Consider the following 26236-nt stretch of genomic DNA (forward strand, 5'->3'; position numbering starts at 1 on the left):
TGTTTAGAACCGGACGGGCCTTGCTTTTCAATGCTCGGTGAGCTCGATGCTCAGCTTGTCCTCGATGCGGCCTTTGAATTTCCAGATGCCATCGATGCGGAGTGCGTCGTCGATTTCCATGCGGAGTCGGGTGCCGTCTGCTGCGAGGAGGTGGAGTTCCACATTGTCAACGGCGGCGGAGGGGTCGGCGTTTTCGTCGTCGGGATCGACTTCAAGGGAGACGAACTTGAGATCTGAGATGCTGCCGAAGTGTTTGGTGATGAGAGCGCGGATTTCGTCGATGCGCTGCTTGTTTCGAACCAGGTCTTTTTCGCGACGCTTCAGTTCTTTTTCGCGCTCTTTGGGCACATTGATCTCGGTGGGGGAGGTGCCGGAGGCCGCGAGGGCTTCGGCTTCCTTGAGCCTGGCGAGCACTTCGGGCGAGTGCCAGCAGGCGGCGATGGCGGCGGTGTCATCGGCCTTGAAGGCGGTGATGAAAACTTCCGCGAGCGCTTTGAGTTCTGCAGGGGGCGGCGCGGGGTCCTCTGCGCGAAGGATTGAGACCAGGCATGAAGCAACGAGGAGAGAGCGGAGGAATTTCATAACTACGGGACGCGGGGGAACTCAACTGACGGAAGTGATACTTGGGGTGGCTCGCCTGGAACCGGCTGAAGCCGGTACTACAATACTCACGCGGCGGTGTTCCTTGGAATTTTGTGAGCTGAGGGCTGGCGCTGAAAAAAGTGTGGAAGTCTCAGTGCGGATTTTGGATGGGCAGGCAGCCCAGAAAGCGCACTCCGAGAGTGCGGACCACTCCGCGCTGGTCTCTGCGAAAGAGCGTGGTCACTTTCCACGGGCGAGGTAAACGCCGAGAGCGGCGATGAGCATGCCGATGAGGGAGAGGCCGGTGAGAGTCTCGCGAAAAATGGCCCAGGCCATGAGGGCGGTGACGGCGGGGACGGTGTAGAAGAGGCTGGCGACATTGACGGCGGTGCCGCTGCGGATGAGGTGATTGAGCAGGCTGATGGCGCCGATGGAGAGGACGAGCGCAACCCAGAGCACTGCGAAGACAAACTGGCCGCTCCACTCGATGCGCATGGTCTCCGTGGTGAAGGCGAGAAGCGCGGTGATGAGGAGGCTGGCGGCGTATTGAACGACGGTGCTGGTGCGGAGATCGAAGGCTGGGCAGTGGCGCTTCTGCCACAAGGTGCCGACGGTGATGCCGACGAGGGCTGCAATGGCGGGCAGCGTCATCACAAAGGTGAGGCCGCTTCCGGTCTTGTGCGCGACGACGAGGATGGTGCCTATGAAGCCGAGGGCAAGGCCACCCCATTGACGCGGCAGAACGCGCTCGCCAAGGGCGATGCCCGCAAAGGCGGCGGTGAAGAGAGGCTGGAGCGAGACGATGAGGCTGAGGATGCCCGCAGGAAGGCCGAGGCGGAGAGACCAGACGCAGCCGCTAAGGTAGAGGGCGTGGATCATGAGCCCTGCAAAAGCGACGTGGGCGAGCTGTGCCTTTCCTTTGGGCCAGGGTGCTCGGGTGAGGAGCGCGATTGGCACGAGAATGGCCAGCACGATGCAGTAGCGCAGCGTGAGGAAGGTGAAGGGCTCGGCGTAGGGGATGCCGAGCTTCGAGCCGATGAAGCCGCTGCTCCAGAGGAGGACGAAGAGCCAGGGGATGGCGGAGGTCCAGCGGGAACTGCGTGATGTATTATTCATCAAGCTGCTGGATTCTGGCCAGGTGGCGGCCGCCTTCGAACGGGGTGGTGAGAAACACATCCACAATCTGCAATGCCATTTCCAGATCCATCATGCGCTCGCCGAGGGAGAGGACGTTGGCGTCGTTGTGGAGGCGGGTGAGGCGGGCGGATTCGAGGTTCCAGCACAGGCCGCAGCGGATGCCGCGGAGGCGATTGGCGGCGATGGCTTCGCCATTGCCGGAGCCGCCGAGGACGATGCCGCGCTCGAAGCGGCCCGAAGCAACAGCTTCGGCGACAGGGCGGATGAATTTGGGGTAATCGACGGGATCCGTGGAATGGGTGCCGAAGTCTTCGACCTCATGGCCGGTCGCACGAAGGTGCTGGAGGATGGCCTGCTTGTACAGGTAACCTGCGTGATCGGAACCGATGGCGATTTTCATGAGGGGCACGAATCGAGAGACCATTTCCCTCCGCGAACTGGAGCGAGAATTTCGGGAGGGAACTGGGAGATTTGTAGGAGGCGAAAGCGCCGCGCTCATCTCGGCGGAGCGAGATGGCTACTGTACAAACTGATCGCGGATGACGACTTCGTCGTAGGAAAGCTGGCCGGGCTTGGGCCAGGCGGGCTGGGTGCCTTTGCCGACGGCGATCATGAAGGAGATGACGTGGTCTTCGGGAAGCTTGATGATTTTGGCGACGGCGTCGAAGTCAAAGCCGTCCATGGGGCAGGAGTCGTAGCCCATGGCTTTGGCGGCGAGCATGATGGTCATGCCGGCGAGGCCGCAGGAGCGCATGCACTCATCGCGCTGAACCTGATCGCGGCCAGAATAGTACTGGCCGATGGCGGGAACGAGGAAGTCCTGCACGGGCTGGGGTGCATTTTTCCAGTAACGGCCCGGATCTTTTTTCCACGCGTCTTTGTCAGCACACATGACGATGAGGAGGGACGCTTCTGTCATCTGCGCCTGATCCCAGCCGACGGCACGAATTTGCTTCCTGATTTCAGGGTCGTGCACGGTGACGAAGCGGCAGTGCTGGATGTTGAAGGCGCTGGGGGCGAGCATGGCGGCTTCGAGAAGCTGGCGGATTTCCGCATCGGTCATGCGATGGGCGGGGTCGTAGTGCTTAATGGCGCGGCGGGAGGCGATGGCTTCGAGGGTGTTCATGGGGAGAGTTGACGGTGGTTTACTGTTGTTTCCGGAAGGCTCAGGCGAGCTTCAATAAACAGGGCAAAAGTTTTGAGGGATGATATTGGATGGCGGGCTGGCAGTGAGTAATCACTGGATGTTGCGAAGCATGAGGGGCAGTGCGCGATGGTGCTGGGGGATGGGAGGGCGCTGGTCGACAGACAAGAGTGTCTGTCGTACTTTAATCATGGGCGCCTGGCGTGAAGTTTGATGTGGAGGTGGATGTGGTCGTTGACAACGTGTTTGCCGAGAAAGGCGAAAAGCCTGCCGGAGCCGTAGTGGCTTCCGAACTGGGTGCGGTCGAGTTCAAACTGCGCCTGACCGGTGAGGTGACTGGCGTCCGCGGCCGCGATGACGGCGGGGAAGCTGAGCGGACGGGTGACACCGCGCAGGGTGATGTCGCCATGAAGGGTGTAGTTTGGAGTGCCTGGGGTGCAGGATGGAAGAGGATCGGCGTGAGTGCAGACGAACTCGGCGGTGGGAAAGCGGTCTACGGCGAAAAAATCGTCATCGCGAAGATGGCGGATGAGCATGGCATTGAAGGCGGTGTCCGCGAGGTCTTCACAGGCGATGCTGTTCATGTCGAGGGTGAAGGTGGCAGACTGAAGAACGCCGTTTTGGATTTCGATCTGGCCGCCGGAGAGCTTGAGGGTACCGTGGTGGTGATTGAAAAGATTGCGACCGGTCCAGCGGACGAGGCTGGTCTCGGTGTCGATTTCGTAGCGGCCGTCGGGAGAGGCTGCGGCAGGCTCTGCCAGCGTGCCCTCGAGCGGAAGATGGTTTTGCTTCCATTCCGCGATGCCACCCATGAAAGCGCTGACCTTGGCGTAGCCGGCTTTTTCTAATTTTTCCGCAGCAGTCGAAGCGTCGAGTGAATCACCACCTGCTCCGTAGACAATGATGGGCGTGTTTTTGTCGGGGACGAGTTCGGCGACCTTGGATACGAAAACGGTTTCATAAACGCAGGCATTGGTGGCGCCGGGAAGATGGGCGCAGGCGAAGTGCTCTTCGGGGAGGACGTGGATGAGGGTGGCGGAGGACTGCTGCGCCTGGACCTGGGTGAGAGAGAGGGTGTTCATGATTGGGGAGCTTCTGCAAGAAGGGCGTCGAGGTCGAGAGGTTCGGTGGTCATGGCGAGTTCGCCGTGAGAATCGCGCGGCCACAGGGAAGGATCGCGATCGACATAGAGTTCGAGACCGTTGCCATCGGGGTCGTGGAGATAGAGGGCTTCGCTGACGCCGTGGTCGGAAGCGCCATCGAGAGGGATTTTGTGTTCAATGAGGCGGCGCAGGGCGTCGGCAAGGGAAGCGCGGTCCGGATAGAGGATGGCAACGTGGTAGAGGCCCGTGGTGCCACGCGCGGGAGCTTTGCCGCCACTGCTTTCCCAGGTGTTCAGGCCGATGTGGTGGTGATAACCACCTGCGGAGACGAAGGCGGCCTGGGTGCCGTAGCGCTGAGTGGGCTGAAATCCGAGGACACCGGCGTAGAAGGCGAGAGAACGCTCCAGATCGGCCACTTTAAGGTGGACGTGGCCGATACGGACGCCCGGATGGATGGGAGCGGACATGGGGAGTTTGCCGTGGTTTGAGGTTGCTGGCGATGGTTTGCGGTTGTTTCCAGAGGGGAGAAGAAGCGGGCCGGATTCAGTGACGAATCCGGCCCGCGTGTGGTTGCATTATTTGGCGGCGAAGATGGCTTTGAGGTACTCTTTGCGGCCGGAAAGGGCGACGAGGGAGAGGACGCCGAGGATGACGGGCATCTCGTAGCCGCCTTTGACCAGGAAGAAGTGGTAGAGGGCGATGTTTACCACGACGGGGCCGACGAGGGTGAGGGCCAGATTCGTGAAGCGGCCGCTGAGGAGCAGGAGGCCGCCGGTGACTTCGAGGACCTTCACCACATCGAGATAACCACTGCCGTAGATGGCGGACATGAAGTTCTTGGCCGTTTCCGTGGGCGGCGGAGGAATCGGGATGAAGTGGAGCCACATGTTGGCACCGAAGACGACAAAGAGGAGGCCGAGGAGAAGGCGGGCGATGGTGGGGATGTGTTTCATATGGGGAAGTTTGCGGTTGTTGGCGATGGTTTGCGGTTGTCGGCAGTTGTTTCCAGAGGGGTTATGCGAGGTCGAAAAGGAGGGCTTCGGCGTTGTTGCTGGCGGTGAGGGTGAGGGTGCCGGTGTCGTCGGTGCTGACAGCGTCGCCTGGATTGAGGGTGGTGCTGCCATTGACGGTTACCGTGCCTTTGATGAGCTGGAGCCAGGCACCACGGCCGGCTGTGACTTCGTGGGTGGTGGATTTTCCAGCTTCGAGACGAACACGGTAGATATCCGCATCCTGATGAATGGTGGCGGAGCCATCGCGGCCGTCGGAGGAGATGACGAGCACCTTCTCGGCGGTTTCATGCTCGGGCTTGGGGTGCCATTCGGTGTAACTGGGCTTCAGGCCGTTTTGACGCGGACGAATCCAGATCTGCAGAAGGCTGCCGGGTTCAGTCTTGGAGGGATTGAACTCGCTGTGGGTCACGCCGCTGCCGGCGCTCATGAGCTGGATCTGGCCGGGCAGGAGCGTGCGGCCATTTCCCATGCTGTCCTTGTGCGCGAGAGCGCCGTAGAGGATGTAGCTGAAAATCTCCATGTCGCGATGCGGATGGGTGGGGAAACCTGCGCCGCCGGCGATGACGTCCTGATTGATGACACGAAGACTGCGGAAGCCCATGTGAGCAGGATCGTAATAGTCGGCAAAGCTGAAGGTGTGGTAGGTGTCGAGCCAGCCGTGGCTGGCGTGGCCGCGTTCGTTGGAGAGGCGAAGTTTGAGTTTCATAACGACGCTGATTTCGCCCAGCCGCCGTCATTCCTCCAATGCCACTTGCTTCACAAGTTCATGCTTTCAGGTAATGTTTTTACCCTCATGAGAAGAAGTCGATCACACCGTCGGAGTTGAGAACGGCGAGCTGTTTTTCGCCTGAGGCCGCGTAGCAGACGGCGTCCGGCTCGCGACTGGTGGCGGAGAGGCGAAGCGGAGCGTTCTGGAGAAGCTTTGCTTCGGGATGAGCGCTGTAGATGAGGCAGGACTTCCCATCTCCCACGGCGATGCGGCCATCATTCAGAAAGCAGCCCTGCGGCGGCCCCTCCGACGAAGAAGTGAAGAGAAGCACGCAGTCGAGCTCCTTGAGCTTGGAGGGGGAAAGCAGCACCACTTCGAGATTTGACACGGCGAGGAAAGCTGCTGGCTGAACCGCCTTCGTCACGTGCAGGGAAAGAACGGGAGATGGCACCTCGGTCTGATTGATGATGGCACCGTTGGTAATGCGCAGGAGGTGCGTGCCGACGCTGAGCAGCACGTGATGACCATGCACCGCAATGCAAATGGGAACGGAAACCTCAGGCGGCGCCCAGCCGAGCGCGTGGGACCGGATCAGCTGGCCTTGTTTTGAATAGAAGCTGAGATCGATGGTCTCCGTGGCATTGTGATGGACGATCCAGACTCCGTGGTTCTGAGGATGCACGGCGAGCACACGCTGCGGAATCCAGCTGAGCTGGTCCATGAGCATGTCCCGTGTGTTGGGAGCAGAGCAAAAGTCCGCCAGACCCGCCTGACCGTAGCGGGGCACCTCGCCTGCACGCGCGAACGGCAGCCAGACGGAGTCCGACATTTCGGCGATGACGGGGCTGAGTTTGGTGAGGTAAGCCCAGCCGGATGCGGAGGCAAACTTGCCGATGATGCGCTCCTGCTGACCGTAGATCCACACGTCCTGCCGGGTCTTGTCGTTCCTGCCAATGGCGAGCCACTTGGAGCCCGAGCTGATGAGACGATACCACTCGGTGCCATCCCTCGGGAGAACCAGGGAGCCGAGATGGGAGAGTGCATGAAGGGAGTGCCTGGAAGCGCCTGCCTCCAAGGCCTTGCGCGTCTGGCGGCGGGCGCGCTCGCGCGAATCTGCAAAACGCAGGGAGTCGCGCTTTAAAAGGAGATCAGCATCGGCAAAATGAGGCAGTGCGGCGAGAAGCACTCCCTCTTTGAGAGCGCCAGTGGCGAGAGCTTCACCGATGATGCCGGTGGCCACCCGTGCAAGGCGCTGGCGCACCTCCGGATCGCCGTGGGATTGATGGATGGAGCGAAGGGTTTCCGTCATCTGCACGCGATCCGGGATCTGGCGCGCGGGATCGCTCAAAGAACGGCTGAGCGCCAGAGCTTCGGGGGCGGCATCAAGACGGGCGAGGTAGTCAAAATGGCGTTCGAGGCACTGGGAAGCCTGGGAGGAATGGGGATAGCCGCTGGCGAGCACGGAAATCGCCAGGCCATGCTGCTGCAGTTTTTCGAAGAGAATGCGGGCATCGTTCAGACGATCTCCGCTGTGTTTGATGGCGGCATGATAAGCAGCCACGGCCTCGCGCTCGTGACCCATCTGGCGGAGAAGATCGCCGCACTTTTCATGCTGGCCGAGTTCTCCGTAGAGGAGCACCGCATCCGCCAGGAGGCCGCCGTCTTCGAGGCATTTCGCGGCAAGAGGCTTGTTGTTGAGCTTGGTGAGATAGATTTTTGCCGCCTCCTGATGACGGCGGCCGCGAGCGAGCGCACCGGCCGCGGAGTGCCAGTCCCCAAGCAGTTCCGCGTAGATGTAGGCGGCGCGATCAAAGCGGCCTTCGGCGATCTCACGGTTGGCCAGTTCCCGATACTTCTGCTGCAGCTGCCACTGAGTCTGTGGAGCAAGATCCCACACGTCCGCCGGGCCGCCGCCACGGCGAGCACCGAAAACCGGATTGCGCTCGCTGAGCCTGCCGCCGGGCGGTGCCGTGCCGCGAGAGGCTTCGCCGCCACCAAACGGCAAAGCGTAGCGAAGGCCGAGCTCGGGATTGGTCTCCAGCAGTTTCATGAGGCGCTGGAGTTCGTGCTCACGCTGGCGCTGAAGTTTTTCAAACTGCTCCGCCGTCCATTTCATGAGGCGGTCCATCAGCGGGATGCCGCGAAGATTGGCGCTGCCTTTGCCAGGTGCTGAGCCTGGGCTCTCGCTGCCGCCACCGCCTGCCACACTTTTGCCTGCGCCGAACATCTTGGCCAGACCGCCAACGATCCCGAGCACTCCCATCCCCGCCACGGCTGCGCCGCCGGCGAGTTTGTCGCGCAGACGTTCGAGCAGCGGAGCCTTGCTTTGCAGGTCTTTGGGAGATTGGGAGCCGATGTCCTGCGCGGCATCGCCAAAGAGGTCATTCAAATCCTCGGGCAGGATGAGCATGACGCGCGAGAGACGCGGTGGGGGCGCATGGCCATGCAGGGCCTGCAGCCAGGACGAAGTGCGCGCCAAAGGCGGGACGATCAGAGCTTCCGCGGTGATGGCATCTGCCTCATCAAAGGCCACCAGTCCCATGGCGGGATGGTAAAAATAGAAGGCGAAGTGCAGCAGGCGCCGGGCCTCCTCCGCTGTGAGCGCGGGATCCAGCCGCATGGAGGCGGGCACCGCCACGCTGCCGTGCTCCAGGCCACAGGGCATGACGCGCGGTCCGAAGGCGCCGCTCCTGCCACCGGTGGCGGGGACTATCAACAGCCCTCCAGCGGTCGCTTCCTCGACCGAACTGGGCACGATGAAATAGCGCGCGTCGCGATGACGGGACATCTCTTCCAGCCAGGCAGCCACATCCGAGCCCGGCAGAAAGCCCGACCGCACCGGCTGCATGACAGCGGCGGGAATGAGACGAAGCGGGAAGGTGGGCATGAGCGGCGGGTTATTCTGAAGCGAGGTACTTTTTGAAATTGCTCCGCACCTTGCCTGCCTTGTCCGGTTCACAGGCGCGGAAGAGCCTTTGAGTCAGAGTGCGCAGCACGGATGCTGCACCGATGGCTTCATCCCACAGCAGGTTTGGCTCGCCATAGTGAAAACCCCGGCGCTGCCAGGCGGCCGTATGGCCTTTCACAAGCACGAGGCTGATCTCCTGCGAGTCATCGCCGGAGTCGCACACATGGAGGAAGCCACGGACGTCATAGACGACGCGCCGGCCATCCGGGAACTCCGCCTGAAAAAGCCCGCAGGCGGGCCAGTCCGCCAGAAGCAGTGGCTGCAACGGACGAAAGGTCGCATGAGCATCGGCGACGGCATTCCATTCGAGGCCGCCTTTCGAATGGACATCGAGGTGGTAGGCCCGGCCTTTTTCTTTCCTGACAAACAAACCGCCCGCGATGCCAAAGCCCACATGAGTCACCTCGGAAATGCGGTGGCGTTTGGTGGTGAGCCGCACTGGAGTTGCGTGCCTGGTCAGCAGCAGGCTGCCCATGGCGGGCCGCTCTCCATGAGGGTGGAAGTTTTCGCCGTCAAACCAGGGCACACCGCCAGACTTGCTCAATTCCTGAGTGGCAATGACGCGCCCATTTTCGAGCGAGACAGCCTTGGCGGCCCTGGAGTCGATCAGCACAAGCGCGCCCGACTGGATGCGGAACTGTGACATCACCTCAAGGAGCCCCTCATAAGTGACGAGACAAGCCGCCTCGCGACCGGTGAGAGAGACTACAAGAAACAGCAGGTGGCGGTGTTCGGCGGCACCGAAGAGAAGGATCACGCGATCCTCGCCTTCCGGGTCGACCACGACGCCTTTGAAGTCATGGCCTGGAGCGTTGGGAAAAAGAACCCGGCCCGAATGGACGCGGAGCGTCCACCAGCAAACGGCATCCGAGGTGGAAATACCGACGAAGCCTTTGCCCCCGATCTGAAAGGCTTTGCCCGGCATGGGCGGGCCGGGCACGTAGAGCGGCCAGACACTCTGGCGATAAAAATGAGGCAGGCGGCCGATCTCGCTGGTCAGAGCGGAGGGCAAAGCCTTTGACGAGGAAGCCGCGGCAGGTGGAGCAAAGAGGTCTTCTGCATCAATGCGGGCACGGGCGAGAGAACGAGCGCCGGCGAGACTGTGACGGGAGAGTTCAAGGCTGCCATCGCGATCCACGACCAGTGAATGCAAGGGCACAGAGCTGGCAAGGTACCGCCACATGGGCAGATGGCAGAGGATCTCCAGAGCGGCGGGATGAGTGACGAGAAAGACTTCCTCACCGGACTGGAAAGGCGAAGGCACCTCCTCGGCGAGCCGGGCCAGAGCCGCGCCGGGATGAGGCTGCGGCTGAAGACGTGCCAGCTGCATGCGGACATCCCGCACCGTTTCAAGCGTGATGCGTTCGAAGCCTTCACCGTCCAGGGCAAAAACGGTGGAGATGGCAGTGCGCACGCCGATTTTCTGACGCAGCAGGGCAAGTGCGGAGCCGAGGGCAAAGAGGCGCGGCTTTCCCCACATGAAGATGCCGGTGTCGATGAGTACAAGACGCTTTGGCGGAGGTTCAGCCGGAGGGGATTCGCGGCGCAGGTAGAGCGCCTCTCCCTGAGCCAGACGCACGGCAAAGGTGAGGTCATCCCACGCGAGCTCGGTCATGAGCAGCCGGGAGGGATCGCCACGATTGGTGATGTCCGAAACGCCGCCGAGTGGCAGCTCCTCCCGCTGCGTGACGGCCTTGGGCACATGGAGCATGGCGCCGATGCGGCGCACGAGACCGGCCACCTGGGCGGGCTCTCCCCCCTCATGCTCCAGGGCGCGCAAAAGATCCGCAGGCACTTCTGGCGCGGGGGCGTCATCGGGCGCCGGCAACGGCAGCTCAAGCTGTCGGGATGGAAGGTCATCGATGCCGATGCGCAGACGCAGCTCAAGGTGCTCCGGCGGACAACGGGAGAAGGCTTTTTCCAGCGTGCTGAGATCTTTGAGAAGGCGTGCTACGCCATTGAGCTCAGGGGACCGCCGCTGAAACACTTTTAATCCGGGCGTCTGCACAAACTCGGAGAGCATGTGCAGAGAGCTGGCGGGCGGGATGTTGTGCGGGAGCTCCGCAGAGACGTCCTCAAACAACATGCGCAGGAGGCGGCGGCGGGCCGGGCCGCTGGCTCGCAAATCCGCAGGCAGCGCATGAACATGGCCCAGGCCTGCTGCGACCGTTTTCCACAGCGCGGCGATGCCGCTGGGGACATCGCTGTCTCCGGTGGCACGCTCCGCCGCCGCCCAGAGGCGCACACGACTGGCACCCGCATCGAAGCTTTCTGACGCCGCGGAGATGACCCACAGGATGGAGCCCAGGGGAGGAAGGCCCACGGGCACGCAGGCCTCCAGCAGCTCGGTGAGCTCCTGGCGAAGAGCGATCGTGAACCTGCCATCGGACCATACCACGTCCTGGTCTGATCCAGCATCCTCCCACTCCCAGAGATGGCCCAGGGGTGCGCAGAAGTAGGCGAGTGTGGCGGGGGAGTGCACGAGATCAGTTTTCCGAAACGGATGACGCGGCAGCTGTGGCGGTGGCGCGCAGAGAGCTGCGGGAGATTTCGACGAAGGCCTCAGCAGGCAGGCGCTCGGCGCTGCCGTCTGAATGCAGGAGAACCGTTTCGCCAGGAGAGAGCTTCATGCAGGCGGCCACGAGGGCGGGTGTGACGCCCTTTGGCAAAGACCAGCCAGCAGGCGTGGCGATGCGATCCTCCACGCACCATGCTTCTCCGGGCAGGGGAGGCAGCAGGCCGCCCATGACGCAGGCGCGGCCGTCGTCCGCCTTTGCGAAGCGAAGGGACTGCAGACGCACGGCAGGAGCGGTGAGTCCCCATGCAAGCAGTGCCTCAAAGGGCAGCAGCATGAGGGCTGGCGGGCGGAACTCGGCGGAGGGCTCGAGAGTCCAGGCAACGGGAGCGACGTGAAGCGCAGGAAGAGCCGCGGCAGCAGGGCGCACGCGAAGGAATTCCGATAGGGGCTGCCAGGGGCCATCCGGCAGACGCGCGGTGGGCAGACGATGCCCCGCGGGAGTGAGGCGGCCTGCATCATCCACATTGAAGCGCTGCAACGCAGGAAGGCGCTCCCATTCCAAACCGACGGGACCGCGCACCCAGACACGGCCAGCGGATTCACAGGCGAGATGCCCGGGAAGCGTACGCCAGCGGCCCAGCCAGGCGACGTCTGACGCAGCCAGCACCGCTACGCTTTGCCCGGCCGGCGTGCTCATGACCCGGCCCTCCGCCAAAGTGCCTCGGCCTTCTCCTGCAGGGCCTCGCGTGTCTCGGTCTGGCGCACCCATGGGACACGCGCGGCGAGAGCGGAAAGGCGATCCTTCGCGACACCGAGGGCGAGATCCGCCCAGGCGTCTGAGAGAGCATCGAGATCGCGGGCGAGGCTCTCAGGATCGGGAGCATTGCCGCCGTGAGCCTGAGGATGGTCGCCGCTTTCGGGAGCGTCTTTGTTGATGGTTTCCTGAACCATGGCGGCAAGCATCTCGCGCTGCTCCTCGCGGTCCCAGATGCAGCGCAGAACCCAGAGGTCCGAGACACGGGCGGCCTGGCGTCCGCACATGAGGGCGCTGGCAGCGATGACGCGCTGAAGCTTCACCGCGCGGCGATCGGAGACCTCCATGCCCGCGGCGCGCAGGCGTGCGACAAGCTCAAGATAGGCGGTGCGCACGGGGGCGAGATCGACCGCAGGAAGAGCATCCTGCAAGGTGCGAATGTCCTGTGCGGACAAACCTACCGAAGGCGGCGCGGCGCGGCGTGATTTTTCCAATTCCCAACCCGCCTCCAGCACGGCGGAGAGCTCCGCTTCGGGAACATAACCGCAGTGAACGCGGAGCAAAAAGCGGTCAAACAACGCGCGCAGGGCGTCTTCTTCGGGAAGATGATTGCTGGCACTGACGACGAGCAGCGCGGGCAGGCGGCGGGTCTCGCGACCGCGGCGGAAGACGCGCTCATTCAGGACGAGGAGGAGGCTGTTGAGAATGGCGCTGTTGGCATTGAGCAGTTCATCGAGGAAGATGAAGTCGGCCTCCGGCAGCATGCCTTCGGTATTGGTGACAAGATCTCCCTCGCGCAGACGGCGGATGTCGAAGGGGCCGAAGAGTTCGCCCGGCTCGGTGAAGCGGGTGAGGAGGTAGTCGAAGGCGCGGGCATCGAGACGGCGAGCAAGCTCATGGACGAGCGCGCTTTTGGCGGTGCCGGGAGGGCCGTGAAGAAAGAGATTTTCACCACCGGCGAGAGCGATGCCCATGACATCGATGATCTCCTCCTTGCCGACGAAGACGGCTTTCATGGGGCGCAGGACTTGATCGGAGAGATGCCGGGCGATTTCGAGAGCGGTCATGGCTGGGGGCAGAGAATGAGAGGGGTGGAAAGCGAGAGCCGCGCGGCGAGCTTGGGGGCGAGTGAGAGGGCGTGGTCGCCGAGGGCATCTGCCACGGCGAGCGAGGTGTGTGCATCGTCCAGACGAGAGGCATCCTGGCGCTCGATGATGCGGTCAAGATACAAGCGCCAGAGGCCGTCATGACGGCGCAGGGGCATGAGGTCAGGCGCGCTTTTCAGCGCGATGCCGACGGACGAAAGAGGAAAACGCACCGCAGCCTGCTCGATGCCGGTGACGAGGGGGTCGCTGTCGCTCATGGATCTGGCCATGGACCACAGTTCGGGAAGATGTCTGAGCGCGAGGTCCTGCGAAAACAATTCCCCAGGAGAGGAAGCCGCAAGAGGCATGGCGGCACAAACGGCCCCTGCCTGCTCTTCAGACATGGCACGATCCACCAGAACCTGGCAAAGGCGGTAGAGATAACGGAGGGCGTCCTGGGCCGCAGCGGGACACCATTCAAGATCCACCTTCAAGCCGCCAGGCAAGTCTTCGCAGGCGTCCTGAAAAGCCCGGCTGAGGAGAGCGAGCGTCTGCTCTGAATCACCCGGCAGCAAATCCTCTCTAGTAACACCCACCTGTCCTGAAACGTGCAGGGCGGAGAAGAAATCGGCGATTGAAACGGTGACTGGCATGCAGTGCCGCCTAAGAAAGAACTGGAATCGGCAGCTGACAAGCGTCTCTCTGCGGCGTTTTTGCCGGAGTACGGAGATCACTCGCGGCCTTTGACGACCTTCACGAGCGGACGATAGCCGTACTCATTGAGGAGGGCGATGGCGCCGCGATCGGTGGAGTCGCGGGCGACGTCCGACCAGGAGTTGAGCGCGTTGTAGATGCTGTCCATGGCGGCTTCGAGAGAGTCGGAGCGAGTGGCGGGATCGTGAGACTTGTAGAGAGACTCGATGGCAGACATGAAGTGGAAGGTGAACTCGAGACGCTTGGCATTGTAGAGTGTGAAGCTGCGTGAGCCTTCACGGGCGCGGGTGTTGGCGCGATACATCTCGTTCATGGCGGTGGCGTAGTAGGTCTTGGCCTCGGTGAGCCATTCGGGCAGGGCTTTCTTTGAGTGCAAATGACGCAGGAGCATGTCGGGCGAGGGGATGCCGAGGGCGGGATCGTTCTGGGCGATGAGCTGAGAGGCTTTTTCGATGGCCTGGAAGCCGAGCCACATGCGCTCGGCGACGCCTTCACCGCACATGGGAGTGACGAGATCGCTGAGAGCTTTTTCGCTGGCGAAGTCGTTCTTTGGCAGGACGGAGGCGGGTGATGGCTCGGCGGTGATGATTTCAAAACCGAGCTTGTCGGCATGCTCGCGGAAACGGGCGGTGATGGCGGCCACGTCAGGGTTTTCAAAGGTGGCGGCACCGTGGAAGGCCTTGCGACCGCCAGTGTCGCCATCGACGCGGATGGGCGTGAAGGGCGCGACTTTTGCGGGGATGGCGATGCCGGTGTATTTCAAGGTCTGGAGGCGCTTAAGAAGCTGTTCGAGTTCCTCCTGAGTCCAGGATTCCTGACCCATGGCATTGCCGGTGTATCCATTCCAAACACGCGAGCCGTGCGGAGGCTGGGCGGTGATCATCTCGATGGCATCGGATTTGGCGGTCCCCTTCCCTGCTTCTGCCAAAGCAGGCGCGGAGGTGTTGGAGGAGACACAGAGGAGGCTCTCGCGGGTGCGGACGAAGAGGCGGCCATCTGCGATGGAGGGAGTGGCGATGATCTCCTCGCCCATGTCATGCTTGGCGAGGACCTTGAGCTGCGGGGAGTCTTCGAGTTCGACGATGAAACCGTTCTTCGCAGCGATGTATACTTTGCCATCGGCGGCGACGGGAGAGGCGAAGTAGTCGCCGAAGTTGCCGAGGCGACTGCGGTCCCAGAGGGTTTTGCCGTCCTTTGCATCGTAGCAGCTGGACATACCGCCGCTTTTGACGACGTAGATGCGGTCATGGAAGAAGAGCGGTGAAGAGAGATTGGAAGGGGTCTTGGGATCGATGTTCCAGAGGACGTGGGTTTTGGTGACATCGCCGCTGCCGCCGCCTTTGATGGCCTGGATGATGTTGCCACCTGCGGCCATGTTGTCGGGGGATTGGAAGGCGGTGTCGATTTCTTCGGGGCCGATGACTTTGTCGCCGTTTTTGTCGGAGGCATCGAAGCGCTCGTGGAACTCCTTGGGTGTCTCGTCACGGGAGAGGATTTTGTCCTGATTGGTGTCCAGCCATTCGAGCAGGGCGTGCTTCAAGGTGCGGGTGGAATCTCCGTAACTTTGCACGGCGATGTAGATGACGCCGTCATGCACGACGGGCGAGGTCATGATGGTGCGGAGGAGGGTGTTGCAGGTCCAGAGTTCTTTGCCCGTGGCGGGATCGTACCCTTTCAGTTTTCCGCTGCCGGCGATGACGAGATCGGTGCGGCCATTGGCTTCGCAAAGGACGGGGAGCGCGTAGCCGGCGAGCATGTCTTTGCGCGCGGTCTTCCATTTTTCCGCGCCGGTTTTTGCATCCACCGCGACGACGAAGGGAGCGAGGTCGTCGTCCTGGCAGAAGATGACCATGCCATTGTAAACGATGGGAGAGGAGGCAGCGCCCCAGTCCATGAGATAGGCGGGGCGGGGCATGGTGTGGCGCCAGACTTCTTTGCCGGTGGCGAAGTCGAACGCGATGAGGCCGATGGTGCTGAAATAGACGTAGACGCGATCGCCATCGGTGGCGGGCGTGGAGGAGGCGTGGCTGTTTGGTGGTGTGATGCGAGGAAGGGTGCCGGTGTCGAACTCGCTGCGCCAGATCTGCTTCCCAGTGGCGGCATCGAAGCTGAACACGCCGAGCTTTTGGTCTCCCAGCATGGCGGTGGTGAAGACGCGGCCATTTTGGATGATGGGAGAGCCGATGCCATCGCCAATCTTGGCACGCCAGGCGATGTTTTTTTCGGCGGAGAAGTCGGGCGGCAGTTTTGCGGAGGAGGAGATGCCGGTGCCATTGGCGCCGCGGAACTGGGGCCAGTCTTCGGCATGGAGGGTGGCGCAGAGAGACAGGGACAGAGAGAGCGCGGTGAAGAGGAGACGATGCATGAATGGCGTTCGGGAAAAGGTGATTAGCGCTGGGTGGCGACGGTGCGTATGCGATGCCGCAAGCGTGAAGCGGAGTGGCATGCAGACGCTGCTGGGACCGGGGAGAGTGTGGCGGAGCGATGGGTTTGCTTCCCGAAATGGGCGTTCACGGACCCAGGGCGGCGCTCGCTGAGGCTCGCTGGCCCTGGGCTACGATAGGCCGCAACTTTGGTGCTGAGAACGGAGGCGGAGGGGGAGCGAGTTTGCCTTAACCAAATGCCGTTCATGCAATGCATAAGGAAGGCGGTCAGCCGAAGAGTTCGGTGAGTGGCTTGCCTTCATCGAGGAGATTGTAGGCGCGGCCGAGCTTGTCTTTGGCTTCGAGGTCCTTGATGCCCATGGCGTAGTAGACGGTCTTGGTGATGTCTTCCGGACGGATAGGTCGGTCTTTGGGGAGTTCGGCACGCGCGTCGGTCTCGCCGACGACCTGGCCGCCGCGGATACCAGCTCCTGCCATGAGGACGCTCATGCAGGCGGTCCAGTGGTCGCGGCCAGCACCGATGGTGCCGCCGGAGCGGCGATCTCCGATCTTGGGAGTGCGGCCCATCTCGCTGGTGACGAGCACGAGAGTTTCATCCAGCAGTCCGCGACCTGAGAGGTCTTCCAAGAAGGCGGAGAAGGCCTGGTCAAACTTGGGCAGGAGGTATTTGCGGAGGCAGTTGAAGTTGTCTCCATGCGTGTCCCAGCCACCAGCGCTTTTGCACTGCTTGGCGGTGCTTTCGTCCTCCTTCCAGAAGACGGTGACGAAGGGCACGCCGGCCTCGACGAGTCGGCGGGCCATGAGGAGGCTGGTGCCGTTGATGGTGTGGCCGTAGCGCTCGCGCAGCTTGTCAGGCTCGGACTGGATGTCGAAGGCGTTGGAGGTGCTGGAGGAGGAGAGGAGGTCAAAGGCGCGCTCCTGCTGCTTGACGTAGTTTTGCACCGCCATCTCGTGATCAAGCTCGCGACGCGCATCGTTCATGGCGGCGAGGAGCGCCTTGCGATCGTGCATGCGCTGCGCGGTCATGCTGCCGGACATGGAGATGGTGGGCGCGGCAAACTTCAGCGGCTCATCGAAGCTGCCATTGAGGAAGAAGGGATCGTGCTCCATGCCGATGCGCCCGGCAAACTGGCCGGGACGCGTGAAGGGCAGCTTGCTGGGCTTGTGTGGGAGGGTGATGAGCGAAGGCAGCGAGGGATGCGGCGGGCGCTTCATGGCAACCACGCTGCCCATGTAGGGCCAGTCTTCGGGATACGGGCGGCGGTCATTGCCCTGCTGCTTGAAGGTGATGTCCGGCACGTGGCCGGTGAGATTGTAATAATACCCGGCGTGGTGATCTCCGGTGGCCTGGCCGCCATCGGTGATGCCATGCACGACCGAGAAGTTGTGCGCCTGTTTGGCAAGAAGGGGCAGGTGCTCGCAGAGCCTGATGTCCTCGCCCGTGGTGCGGATAGGTTTAAACTCACCGCGATATTCCAGCGGTGCCTCGGGCTTCATGTCCCACATGTCGATGTGGGAGGCACCACCGCAGAGGAAGAAAAGGACGGTGGACTTGGCGGGCTTTGCGAGCGTGGGCGCGGCCAGCGCGGGGCCGGTGGATGCGCGCAACGCGGGGCCGCAACGCAGAGACGCGAGACCCATCGTCGAGGCCGTGAGAAAGGCCCGACGGTCCATGGAGGGACGAAACAGCGGTGATGGCATGCTGGCGGTGTTGTACGGCGTGAAGTGAGACGGCCTCGCAAAAAAAGAGTGAATGCTGAGAGATAGCGCCGGGGGCATCTCGCGGAGGGAGATGGGAACTGAGCGGAGCTATTCGCGCCAGGGGACACCCGAGAGGTAGGCCTGGCGCTCCTTCAGGATGGCCTGAGCCAGGGCAGGGTTTCGCTGGTTCTGCGCGTTTGTCGCGGCTTCGAAAGCGGTCTGGCTGGCTTTTTCAAACTGGCCTGATTCTGCATAAGCCGCTGCCAGAACCTGGAGCAGATGCGCCCTGCTCCCGCCGGGCAGTTGCAGCGCATGCTCCATGAGCACCACCGCACGCGCCCCATTGCGCAGGCTGTCCTGTTTGCTCGTGGCCAGCAGCCAGGCAAGATTGTTGAGAGAGGGAAGGTGCGAGGGATTCACCCGCAGGGCGGATTCATAACAGGCCCCTGCCTCAGTGACATTTCCCAGCTGAGTGCAGGCCATGCCGAGACAATAGCGGGCATCGGCATGGTTCGGGTTGAACTCGATCACCTGCAGAAAGCTTTCGGCCGCCCTGGCATACTGGCCGGACTGCATGAGGGCGTTGCCGAGATTGAAGCAGTTGCTGACGTCGGGGTGAAGAGCCACGGCTTTTTGCAAATAGGTGATGGCCTCATCCAGCACACCTTTGCGCAGCAGGATCAGGGCGAGCCCGCTGAAGGCTTCGGCCTCCTGGGAGCCGTCCTGCACCGCGCGCCTCAGATGAGCCTCGGCCTCCTCAAATTTTCCCACCCGCATCAACGTGAGGCCGAGGTTCATGCGTGCTCTGAGGTGGAAGGCGTTCACCTTCAGCGCGCGCTCATAACTGACGATCGCCTCCTCGGTGCGTCCGGCTTCGATCAAGGCGTTTCCCAGATTTGCATGAGCCACGCTCTCAGTGGGATCGCAGTTCACGGCGTGCTGCCAGAGGCTGAGGGTGTCACGCCAGTGGGAGGTCTGTGCGTGCGCGGCGAAAGATAGGACAACCAGCACTGCCGCGGCGGTAGCACCGAGAAACTGCCTGCGTGCCTTCTGTGTTCCGGCCCATTCATCTGCAGCCCAGGTCACCATCAGTGTGAGGCCGATCATCGAGAGATAGGTGTAGCGGTCTGCATGCGCCTGATCGCCAGCCTGAGTAAGCAATCCGATGACCGGCATCAGCATTCCCAGGAACCACAGCCAGCCAATGCCAAGCCAGGATTTTTGGCGCAGCCGCCATGCGAGTGCGGTCACGATGATGAGCAGCGCCACGGAAGCCCAAGCACCGCCCACATTGAGATTGCGGCCGGGAAAGGTGTAAAAAACGACGAGTCCTTCAGGCCAGAAGGTCTGCCTGATGTAAGTGCCGTAGGACAGCATGGCATTGCCGGCACGGTAGTACCATGGCAGCGCCGCCCACAGCGGATCATTGGGACATCCACGTCCGGTCAACGTGATGCCTGCGACGGTGGCCGTCATGAGAAACAGCGGGATTTTTTCAATGAACAGGCGCTTGAGCGGAACGCTACGCGTACGTCCCAGCGGCCAGTGGTCCAGCAGCAGAAGGACGCAGGGCAGCGTAACGAGCATGGGCTTGCTCATCATGGAAAGAGCGCTCATGAGCAACAGAAGCAGGTAGATGCCGAGATGAAACGGACGCTGCACGAACCGTTGATAAGCCCCCAGTGCGAGGACAAAGAACAGGCCGCTGAGCACGTCCTTGCGCTCTCCCACCCAGGCCACGGACTCGACATGCAAGGGGTGGATGGCAAACACGGCAGCGACAAAGGCTGATGGCCACAGGCGCCCTGTCATCGCCCGCATCACCAAAAACAATGCGACGGCGGTGAGAGCGTGCAGAGCCACGCTCATCATGTGATGCGCACCAGCATTCAAACCAAAGAGGCTGACGTCAAGCATGTGAGACATGATGCTGACCGGTCTCCAATAGTCCGTCTCACACACTTCCTTGCCGATGCCTGCTGTCAGGGACCAGCGAACGTTTTCCCAAGTGAGCCCCTGCCGCACATGGCTGTTCTCATACACGAAGGCATTGTCATCCCAGTTCACAAAGGAGAATGCGCGGCACTGCCAGAACACTCCCAGCACCATGAAAACCAGCGCGAGGCAAACCGCCGCCGCTGTCCGGCCTGGAGTGAAAAAGGCACGGAATCCTCCCATTTGATGGACTGCGGGTAAAGGCACAGGGTTAGTCGCAGGATTCAGTGCGGACTGCGATTCCATGGATGGGAGCGGCCAGCAGGGTGTTCATGTTACAACAGAGACTGTTTCTGAAATGGAGTTTGGCATGGGCTTAACATTCATTCGGTTTCAGCAAACTTCTGCCAGCACATCCGTGCCTCCGCGGTGGGGCAAGCGAGCCAATGCCTGCTCGTCAAATGCTCTGCCGGTTTGAAGATCGGTCATGCGGTAGCCTGGCCCGAGAATGTCCACGTAGTCTTTGAGAATGAGACGGTGCTCCTCCAGAAGATGGGGGCACATCTCCATGACGATGCGCGGGCGGCTGGTGGCGATGAGTTTTTGCGCTCCTGCGAGCACTTCGAGTTCATGTCCGTCTGTGTCGATCTTGATGAGATGGACCTTGGGGATGGCGTTAGCGGTGATGTAGTCGTCAAGACTGGTACGTGTGGCGGTGGCGTCTCTCATGTGACCGAAATGGGTGGCGTGCGTGTCGCCGGTGGTGGTGCCGTCCACAGGCCAACTTGCGTAGGCTTTTGCGGCTGAGTTCGTTCCTGAATTGCGGCCGACGAAGCAGGCATTGACGGTGACTCGTGGGGCCAGAGCGGGATTGAGCGCGAGATTGCGTTGGAGTTTTTCGAGGGCGTAATGAGTTGGCTCGAAGCTGTGAATCTGAGCTGAGGGATGCTTCTGAGCGAGCGGGATAGTGATGGCGCCGCTGTTTGCGCCGACATCGAAAATGACCGGAGCGGCTGATTGAGGAGAGACTGAGAGAACGTGATTTTGAAATGCACCGAAGAGGAAGAGGGACAGATCAATACCTTCACGCAGATCGAGTTGAAAACGCACGCCGGAGCGGGTGACGACCTGCTCGTCCCGAAAGCCAGCCAGTTTGAGCAGGCGGTAGAGAACGCGCGCGAGACGGATTTTGGATTCGGTGGACAACATCGAAGGAGGCTCAGACGAACTTCAGTTTTCTGGCGGCGAACCAAACCATGCGCAGGAGCAGCCAGCCGTGGCTCCAGCGATGGATGTTGGTGGTGCCATAGGTGCGGTCGGCGTAGTGGATGGGGACATCCATGATGCGGAGGCCCAGCTTTTCAGAGCCGAAGAGAAGATCGAAATCGCCAAAGGGATCGAAGTCGCCGAAGTAGGCGCGGCCTGCGGCGAGGCGTTCGTAGTTTTGACGGAGCATCGCTTTCGTACCACAGAGGGTGTCCTTGACCGGCTGACCGAGAAGCCAGGAGAAAATGAGGCTGAAGGCCTTGTTGGCGCAGAGATTGAGAAAGCGCATGGCCTGATCCTGCATGGGATAAACAAGGCGCACGCCGTTGGCGAACTCGGCTTTCCCCGAAGCGATGGCGGCGTAGAATTTGGGCAGTTCCTCGGGCTGCACAGTGAGGTCTGCGTCCAGAATCATGACGACATCTCCAGTTGCAGCAGCGAAGCCTGCGCGCACGGCATCTCCCTTCCCCTTCCCTGTCTGCTGGAGGCAGGTGATGCGCCGCTCCGGATGCGCCTGGCTCACGCGCTGGATTTCAGCCCAGGTGTTGTCGGTGGAGTGGCCTTCGACAAAGATGATCTCGGTGCCAGCCCCCATGACGGGGGTGCGGGAAACTGCCGCCTCAATGTTTCCCGCTTCATTGCGCGCAGGAATGATGACCGACACGGTCAGCTCCTTGGTTGCAGGCACAGGCCGAGGACGTGCGCTGGAGAAGATGGCGAGGCAGAAGGGACTCAACAAGGGCGCGAGCCAGCGGTTGATCAGGGCCTCCAAACCGAAGGCTCGAAAAGGAAACAGGATGCGTGTGGAGCTGCCGACCTCCTCCCAGCCGGAGAGGGAGAGGAGATTGCGCACATCGTCATGGCAGAGCCAGTTGGTCTCGGGCTGGCGGGTGCGCATGCCGGCGCGGACAGCGAATGCGGAGAGGGGACGCCAGAGGTTGTTGAAGAAGTTGAGAATAAGGCGTGTGCCTATGTGACTGACGTGATGAAGGCGCTCGAAGATGAGCTGCACATCGGCTGCGTGATTGATCGTCTCCGAGAGGATGATGACATCGAACTGCTGATCGAGCTCCAGTGCCTCACCCGCCTGGACGTGGAATTCGGCCGCGGGCATGCACTCGCGGGCTTTCTGAATCTGATGCTGTGAGACATCGATGCCGACATGTTTTTTTCCATGGAGGAGGCGGAGCAGCCTGGCATCTCCACAGCCGATCTCGAGAACGCTGGCGTCCTGGGGAATCTGGAGGTTGTAGTAACGGGCCAGCATTTCGTGGTAGGCCTGCGCGGCCCATCCTCGCTGAAGTGCGGAATCATCATAAAACGCGGCGAGTGCCTGCAGGCGCGAACCGACCAATGGCGGCAGGTGAGTCTCGGTAGAAGCCGGGAGTTTCATGAAGAGGCATCATGGCATGATCTTTTAGATAGCACCAGAAATAGCCTCTCATGAAGTGGGTAAGCATGCAGCCTATGATCCGAATAGAGTCTAAGGTTGCCGAATATTTTCGGGTGCAAAGGAGCTGCATTCTGCGCTGATTTGCATGGCGGGCAGGACTGTGGTCTGGTCTGAGGTGGAATTTCACCAGCTTCGTTACTTCATCGCCGCCGCCGAGGACCTGAGCATTTCGTCCGCGGCGAAGCGGCTGCATGTGACTCAGCCCGCGCTGAGCCGGCAGATCGCCGTGCTCGAGGGAGAGCTGGGAGTGGCGCTTTTTGACCGCATCCGGAAGCGCATCCACCTTACCGATGCGGGACGCTTTTTCCTGCCAAAGGCCAGACAGATCGTGTGTGATGCGGAAACAGGTGCGCAGCAGCTGCGCGAGCAGTTTGGCAACGCCCGACGCACGCTGCGGCTCGGGTTTCTGGGCCCGTTTTTGGACGACTTGGTGGTGCCCGCGGTGCGGGAGTTCCGCCAGCGGCATCCGAAGGCGCAGGTGAGCCTGTTTGACCTGCCGCCACGCGCTCAGCTGGACCGGCTGCGCAATCATGAGCTGGATGCCGCGATCCTGGGCAACATCTCGGAGAGCGACCGGGCTTTTTTCACCACCCGGACACTGTCCCGGCACAAAATGGCGGCGCTGCTCCCCGAAGATCATGCGCTGGCAAAGAAGAAGCAGGTCAAGCTGAGCGCGCTGAAAAACGAACGCTGGGTTTCACTTTCCGATGCCTCGTTTCCAGGGCGGCGCGAATTCCTGCGCTCGATCTGCCAGCAGGCAGGATTTGACCCGCAGATCGTGAGCGAGGTGGACTCCCTTTCGATGATGCTGGGAACGGTGACCACATTGGGCGGGGTGGCGCTGATACCGGAGCATGCAAGCAAGATGCCGCATGGCGGCTGTGTGTTCATCCCCCTCGTCGCGCCGGTGCCGACGACGGAGCTGCTGCTGGTTCTCCCAAAGCAAGAGGCGAGCAAGGAACTGACGACGCTGACGAGTTTGATCGCGGAGCTGGCGGCGCAGATCGCGAAGGGGTAGCTGAATTACTCCCCTGAATATTGATCCGCAGCAGGCGTGGCTGCGCGGAACTGAGGCAGGTCCACCAGAATGTTGGAACTGCGCATAAGCGTCTCTCCGATCAATAGCGAATCAGCGCCCGCCTCGGCGAGGCGGATGGCGTCGGCGGGGGTCTTGATGCCGCTTTCCGCCACGAGGACGATGTCGTCGGGGACTTCCTCGGCAAGCTCCTCGGTCGTGGCGAGATCGACGGTGAAGGACTTCAAATTGCGGTTGTTCACGCCGATGATGCGCGCGTCGGTGGCGAGGGCGCGCTCGAGTTCGGGCAGGTTGTGCACTTCCACGAGAGCATCGAGCTGGAACGTGTGCGCGACCTCGAGGAGATGCTCCAGCGTGGGCTGGTCCAAAGCGGCGACAATGAGGAGGATGGCGTCCGCCCCGGCGACGACGGCTTCAAAGATCTGCGCCTCGTGGATGATGAAGTCCTTGCGCAGACAGGGGATGTCCAGCTGCTCGCGGATGAGCGAGAGGTACTCCAGGCGGCCCTGGAAGTACTTCTCGTCGGTGAGCACGGAGATGGCGCTGGCGCCGGCCTTTTCATAGCCGCGGGCAATGGCGAGGGGATCGAAATCTGCAGCTATGGTGCCGGCGGAGGGCGAGGCACGCTTGACCTCGGCGATGATGCTCAGGCGGGTGGGGTCGGCGCGGAGGGCGTCATAAAAGGAGCGCACGTCATCGCGCAGGGCGGCGGCGGCGCGGAGCTTTTCGGCGCGCGGCAGCAGGCGTTGCAGTTCGGTGTGCTTGTGGGCGATGATTTCGTCCAGCTTGTTCATAAGGGGGGCGCATGGTGGCTGAGGGCTGGCGATGTGCAACCACTCCTGGACCAGTTTTCAAAAATCTTCTCATTTTGAATCATGGTCGGAAGGCAAAATACGCACGCAGGGGCTTCTTGACGCGCCGCAGGATGCAGGCTTTCTCTATGATGAATGCCCGAAGCGCCTATCAGCCCCGCCGCCGTCATCGAACTGCTCACCGCCGAGCACATCCTCGAACCGCAGGATCCCATCGCACCCGACAGCGACCTGTTTTCCATGGGGCTGGATTCCATGGCCATGATGCAGCTGCTGCTGCAGATTGAGGAACGTTTTCACCTGACAGTAAACCCGGCGGAAATGACTCGGGAACGATTTGCCACGGCGAATGCGCTGGCAAGCTTTCTCGGGGAAAAACGCCGCCTTGCCGCCTGATGCAGATCCAGCCTGCCACCTCGGTCGATTTTTTCCTCGGCGGGCTCGAATCCTTCATGCGCCGGAGCGGCCAGGGATCGCACTGGGGAGTCACGCGTCTGCAGTTGAAAGGCAGACCGGACACGCAACGACTCACGCAGGCCTGGGAGCAGATCCATGCGCACCATCCCATGCTGGGGGCTCAGCTGAAACGGCAGTGGCGCGGCTGGCGCTGGGCCTGGAAGACCCGGGGCACGATCCCCGCACCGCCCGTGTGCTGGCACGGCGCCCGGGAGCAGGCGCCGGACGCGGCCATGATCCAGGAGCGATTGCAGGGAAGAGCCGCTCAGGGAGAACTGCACTCCCCACTTTGGATGGAAGTCTTTCCCTGGGGAAACGATGGCAGGCATGACATTCTGCTGACCTGGCGGCATGCGCTGCTGGACGGCAGCGGCATCAATCTGCTGCTGGAAAAGCTGGCCGCCGGAAGCTGCACGGCGGACCCGCCACCACTGCCCGCCCCGCGGCGCGAAAGCATGGGGCAGGTGTACAAGCGGGCCAAACCCCTGCGGGACCGGCTGCTGGCCATGACCACCGCGGGCTGCCTTTCTGCATGGAAAAAAGGCATGCCGGTAGAAAGAGGACGGCTGCCGGAGTTCAGCCTGATCGAACTTTCAGCCGAGGAAACCGCGCGGGCAGCCGCCCGGCTGCGCAGCCTGTGCGGCGATTTCATGCAGATGCCCTTCTATGCCGCGATCGCCGCGCGGGCACTCCGGCTGCTGCATGTGAAACGCGGCTGGGACAGCCCGGAGATCCACCTGCAGCTTCCCATCCAGCTCCGTGGCCGCAGCCGGGAGCTGATTTTTGGCAATCACATGGGCTCGATGCCGCTCTTTCTGAACGCCGCTGCGCTGGGCAGCGTGGAGCAGGCGGTGCAGCATGTGCTGGAAAAATACCGCGAAGCCATGCGGGAGGAGAGGCCTCAGGCGTCCGAGGCGCTGATGATGCTGGCGGCGCATCTGCCGCTGCGCTCCTTCATCCCGATGGTCCGGCTGACCAACCGGGGGCAGATCTGCAGCCTGTTTCACTCTCATACCGGCACTTTTCTTCCCGGACGCAGTGATTTTTCCGGAGCGCCGATCCACAACATCTGCACCATACCCAGCGTCTGCACCCCGCCCGGCCTCGGGGTGTTCGTTTCCGACTTCGGAGGCAGGATCACGGTGACGCTCGCCTGGCGTGGGGACAGTCTGGCCGAGGCTGAAATGGAAGATCTCAGACAGGAGATTCAGAGAGATCTCGCCGGGACTGCGGACGAATAACCGCAAGGGAGGACGATCAAAAAGTGCCAGGGAACCGCGACATGGACAGGCAGGCTGCCGTTGCTTCCGTCAGGACCTGGCGGGGTTCGCAAGCTGAACATCCGCGGCCCCTGACCCGTCTGATCTAGCCGCAGGCTTGAGCGGACACAAGCAGGATTGCGCCGGAAAGGCAAAATGGGCGAATTTTGGTGTTGTCGAACTCTGGCGTTTCCGGTAAAAATCAGG

22 protein-coding genes and 1 other RNA gene are annotated in these 26236 nt (G+C 61.9%); 3 read left to right on the top strand and 20 right to left on the bottom strand.

From position 1 onward, the window contains the following. Positions 1-27 precede the first annotated feature (27 nt). The 18 genes from ACILSO_RS09625 to ACILSO_RS09710 form a co-directional block, all read right to left on the bottom strand. On the bottom strand, positions 28-582 hold the full coding sequence (locus tag ACILSO_RS09625; RefSeq protein ID WP_395737176.1) for a hypothetical protein: 555 nt from the start codon (positions 580-582) through the stop codon (positions 28-30). A gap of 240 nt (positions 583-822) precedes the next feature. Next, the gene (locus tag ACILSO_RS09630) at positions 823-1698 is read right to left on the bottom strand and encodes a DMT family transporter (protein ID WP_395737177.1); all 876 of its coding nucleotides are present in this window, start codon (positions 1696-1698) and stop codon (positions 823-825) included. Beyond that, positions 1691-2119, bottom strand: a complete 429-nt coding sequence (rpiB, locus tag ACILSO_RS09635) for a ribose 5-phosphate isomerase B (RefSeq protein ID WP_395737178.1) — start codon at positions 2117-2119, stop codon at positions 1691-1693. The genes ACILSO_RS09630 and rpiB overlap by 8 nt, the downstream gene beginning before the upstream one ends. Positions 2120-2236: 117 nt before the next feature. Continuing rightward, complete coding sequence (locus ACILSO_RS09640; RefSeq protein WP_395737179.1) at positions 2237-2845, bottom strand: nitroreductase family protein; 609 nt, start codon at positions 2843-2845, stop codon at positions 2237-2239. Between the two features lie 206 nt (positions 2846-3051). Next, positions 3052-3945, bottom strand: coding sequence for a YceI family protein (locus ACILSO_RS09645; RefSeq protein WP_395737180.1), 894 nt, complete (start codon positions 3943-3945; stop codon positions 3052-3054). After that, positions 3942-4433, bottom strand: a complete 492-nt coding sequence (locus tag ACILSO_RS09650; protein ID WP_395737181.1) for a VOC family protein — start codon at positions 4431-4433, stop codon at positions 3942-3944. The genes ACILSO_RS09645 and ACILSO_RS09650 overlap by 4 nt, the downstream gene beginning before the upstream one ends. A 108-nt stretch (positions 4434-4541) precedes the next feature. Then, positions 4542-4919 carry a DoxX family membrane protein gene (locus ACILSO_RS09655; protein ID WP_395737182.1) on the bottom strand — a complete coding sequence of 126 codons (378 nt, stop codon included), beginning with the start codon at positions 4917-4919 and terminating at the stop codon, positions 4542-4544. A 61-nt stretch (positions 4920-4980) separates the two neighbouring features. Then, entirely contained in the window at positions 4981-5685 is a 705-nt protein-coding gene (locus tag ACILSO_RS09660) for a pirin family protein (protein WP_395737183.1), read from the bottom strand. 85 nt (positions 5686-5770) lie between these two features. After that, the gene (locus ACILSO_RS09665; RefSeq protein ID WP_395737184.1) at positions 5771-8575 is read right to left on the bottom strand and encodes a hypothetical protein; all 2805 of its coding nucleotides are present in this window, start codon (positions 8573-8575) and stop codon (positions 5771-5773) included. Positions 8576-8585: 10 nt separating this feature from the next. Then, a complete protein-coding gene (locus ACILSO_RS09670) occupies positions 8586-11138 on the bottom strand; it encodes a hypothetical protein (RefSeq protein WP_395737185.1) in 2553 nt (850 codons plus the stop codon). 4 nt (positions 11139-11142) lie between these two features. Next, positions 11143-11871, bottom strand: coding sequence for a hypothetical protein (locus tag ACILSO_RS09675; RefSeq protein ID WP_395737186.1), 729 nt, complete (start codon positions 11869-11871; stop codon positions 11143-11145). After that, positions 11868-12995, bottom strand: a complete 1128-nt coding sequence (locus tag ACILSO_RS09680) for an AAA family ATPase (protein WP_395737187.1) — start codon at positions 12993-12995, stop codon at positions 11868-11870. The genes ACILSO_RS09675 and ACILSO_RS09680 overlap by 4 nt, the downstream gene beginning before the upstream one ends. Then, positions 12992-13666, bottom strand: a complete 675-nt coding sequence (locus tag ACILSO_RS09685) for a hypothetical protein (protein WP_395737188.1) — start codon at positions 13664-13666, stop codon at positions 12992-12994. The genes ACILSO_RS09680 and ACILSO_RS09685 overlap by 4 nt, the downstream gene beginning before the upstream one ends. Positions 13667-13743: 77 nt before the next feature. After that, entirely contained in the window at positions 13744-16092 is a 2349-nt protein-coding gene (locus ACILSO_RS09690) for a PQQ-binding-like beta-propeller repeat protein (protein WP_395737189.1), read from the bottom strand. Positions 16093-16378: 286 nt separating this feature from the next. After that, entirely contained in the window at positions 16379-17785 is a 1407-nt protein-coding gene (locus tag ACILSO_RS09695) for a DUF1501 domain-containing protein (protein WP_395737190.1), read from the bottom strand. Between the two features lie 135 nt (positions 17786-17920). Further along, entirely contained in the window at positions 17921-20014 is a 2094-nt protein-coding gene (locus ACILSO_RS09700; RefSeq protein WP_395737191.1) for a tetratricopeptide repeat protein, read from the bottom strand. A gap of 126 nt (positions 20015-20140) precedes the next feature. Next, on the bottom strand, positions 20141-20956 hold the full coding sequence (locus ACILSO_RS09705; RefSeq protein WP_395737192.1) for an FkbM family methyltransferase: 816 nt from the start codon (positions 20954-20956) through the stop codon (positions 20141-20143). A gap of 10 nt (positions 20957-20966) precedes the next feature. After that, positions 20967-22406 (bottom strand): glycosyltransferase, encoded by a 1440-nt coding sequence (locus tag ACILSO_RS09710; protein WP_395737193.1) that lies wholly within the window; start codon positions 22404-22406, stop codon positions 20967-20969. Between the two features lie 145 nt (positions 22407-22551). Between ACILSO_RS09710 and ACILSO_RS09715 the strand changes: the two genes are divergently transcribed. After that, on the top strand, positions 22552-23484 hold the full coding sequence (locus tag ACILSO_RS09715) for a LysR substrate-binding domain-containing protein (RefSeq protein WP_395737194.1): 933 nt from the start codon (positions 22552-22554) through the stop codon (positions 23482-23484). 5 nt (positions 23485-23489) lie between these two features. Here ACILSO_RS09715 and trpC read toward each other — a convergent pair whose 3' ends face one another. Continuing rightward, complete coding sequence (gene trpC / locus ACILSO_RS09720; RefSeq protein WP_395737195.1) at positions 23490-24296, bottom strand: indole-3-glycerol phosphate synthase TrpC; 807 nt, start codon at positions 24294-24296, stop codon at positions 23490-23492. Positions 24297-24449: 153 nt separating this feature from the next. Here trpC and ACILSO_RS09725 point away from each other — a divergent pair, with 153 nt between their 5' ends. Together ACILSO_RS09725 and ACILSO_RS09730 are read left to right on the top strand one after the other, a co-directional pair. Beyond that, positions 24450-24710: a phosphopantetheine-binding protein gene (locus tag ACILSO_RS09725; protein ID WP_395737196.1), complete on the top strand. Its 261-nt coding sequence runs from the start codon at positions 24450-24452 to the stop codon at positions 24708-24710. Continuing rightward, a complete protein-coding gene (locus tag ACILSO_RS09730) occupies positions 24710-26011 on the top strand; it encodes a hypothetical protein (RefSeq protein ID WP_395737197.1) in 1302 nt (433 codons plus the stop codon). Before ACILSO_RS09725 ends, ACILSO_RS09730 begins: the two co-directional genes overlap by 1 nt. Before the next feature lie 21 nt (positions 26012-26032). Here the strand turns inward: ACILSO_RS09730 and ffs are convergent. Continuing rightward, an RNA gene (gene ffs, locus ACILSO_RS09735) (signal recognition particle sRNA small type) lies at positions 26033-26127 on the bottom strand. Positions 26128-26236 lie beyond the last annotated feature (109 nt).

It is taken from the genome of Prosthecobacter sp., from assembly GCF_044226605.1.
GTDB lineage: Bacteria > Verrucomicrobiota > Verrucomicrobiia > Verrucomicrobiales > Verrucomicrobiaceae > Prosthecobacter.

What these genes read in the sequence shown, in the direction of transcription:
- ACILSO_RS09710 (WP_395737193.1), bottom strand. Translation starts at nt 22,406, where the DNA reads ATGAAACTCCCGGCTTCTACCGAGACTCACCTGCCGCCATTGGTCGGT.
- ACILSO_RS09630 (WP_395737177.1), bottom strand. Translation starts at nt 1,698, where the DNA reads ATGAATAATACATCACGCAGTTCCCGCTGGACCTCCGCCATCCCCTGG.
- trpC (WP_395737195.1), bottom strand. Translation starts at nt 24,296, where the DNA reads ATGAACAAGCTGGACGAAATCATCGCCCACAAGCACACCGAACTGCAA.
- ACILSO_RS09665 (WP_395737184.1), bottom strand. Translation starts at nt 8,575, where the DNA reads ATGCCCACCTTCCCGCTTCGTCTCATTCCCGCCGCTGTCATGCAGCCG.
- ACILSO_RS09695 (WP_395737190.1), bottom strand. Translation starts at nt 17,785, where the DNA reads ATGGACCGTCGGGCCTTTCTCACGGCCTCGACGATGGGTCTCGCGTCT.
- ACILSO_RS09685 (WP_395737188.1), bottom strand. Translation starts at nt 13,666, where the DNA reads ATGCCAGTCACCGTTTCAATCGCCGATTTCTTCTCCGCCCTGCACGTT.
- ACILSO_RS09680 (WP_395737187.1), bottom strand. Translation starts at nt 12,995, where the DNA reads ATGACCGCTCTCGAAATCGCCCGGCATCTCTCCGATCAAGTCCTGCGC.
- ACILSO_RS09640 (WP_395737179.1), bottom strand. Translation starts at nt 2,845, where the DNA reads ATGAACACCCTCGAAGCCATCGCCTCCCGCCGCGCCATTAAGCACTAC.
- rpiB (WP_395737178.1), bottom strand. Translation starts at nt 2,119, where the DNA reads ATGAAAATCGCCATCGGTTCCGATCACGCAGGTTACCTGTACAAGCAG.
- ACILSO_RS09675 (WP_395737186.1), bottom strand. Translation starts at nt 11,871, where the DNA reads ATGAGCACGCCGGCCGGGCAAAGCGTAGCGGTGCTGGCTGCGTCAGAC.
- ACILSO_RS09705 (WP_395737192.1), bottom strand. Translation starts at nt 20,956, where the DNA reads ATGTTGTCCACCGAATCCAAAATCCGTCTCGCGCGCGTTCTCTACCGC.
- ACILSO_RS09730 (WP_395737197.1), top strand. Translation starts at nt 24,710, where the DNA reads ATGCAGATCCAGCCTGCCACCTCGGTCGATTTTTTCCTCGGCGGGCTC.
- ACILSO_RS09690 (WP_395737189.1), bottom strand. Translation starts at nt 16,092, where the DNA reads ATGCATCGTCTCCTCTTCACCGCGCTCTCTCTGTCCCTGTCTCTCTGC.
- ACILSO_RS09660 (WP_395737183.1), bottom strand. Translation starts at nt 5,685, where the DNA reads ATGAAACTCAAACTTCGCCTCTCCAACGAACGCGGCCACGCCAGCCAC.
- ACILSO_RS09625 (WP_395737176.1), bottom strand. Translation starts at nt 582, where the DNA reads ATGAAATTCCTCCGCTCTCTCCTCGTTGCTTCATGCCTGGTCTCAATC.
- ACILSO_RS09645 (WP_395737180.1), bottom strand. Translation starts at nt 3,945, where the DNA reads ATGAACACCCTCTCTCTCACCCAGGTCCAGGCGCAGCAGTCCTCCGCC.
- ACILSO_RS09655 (WP_395737182.1), bottom strand. Translation starts at nt 4,919, where the DNA reads ATGAAACACATCCCCACCATCGCCCGCCTTCTCCTCGGCCTCCTCTTT.
- ACILSO_RS09650 (WP_395737181.1), bottom strand. Translation starts at nt 4,433, where the DNA reads ATGTCCGCTCCCATCCATCCGGGCGTCCGTATCGGCCACGTCCACCTT.
- ACILSO_RS09715 (WP_395737194.1), top strand. Translation starts at nt 22,552, where the DNA reads ATGGCGGGCAGGACTGTGGTCTGGTCTGAGGTGGAATTTCACCAGCTT.
- ACILSO_RS09725 (WP_395737196.1), top strand. Translation starts at nt 24,450, where the DNA reads ATGCCCGAAGCGCCTATCAGCCCCGCCGCCGTCATCGAACTGCTCACC.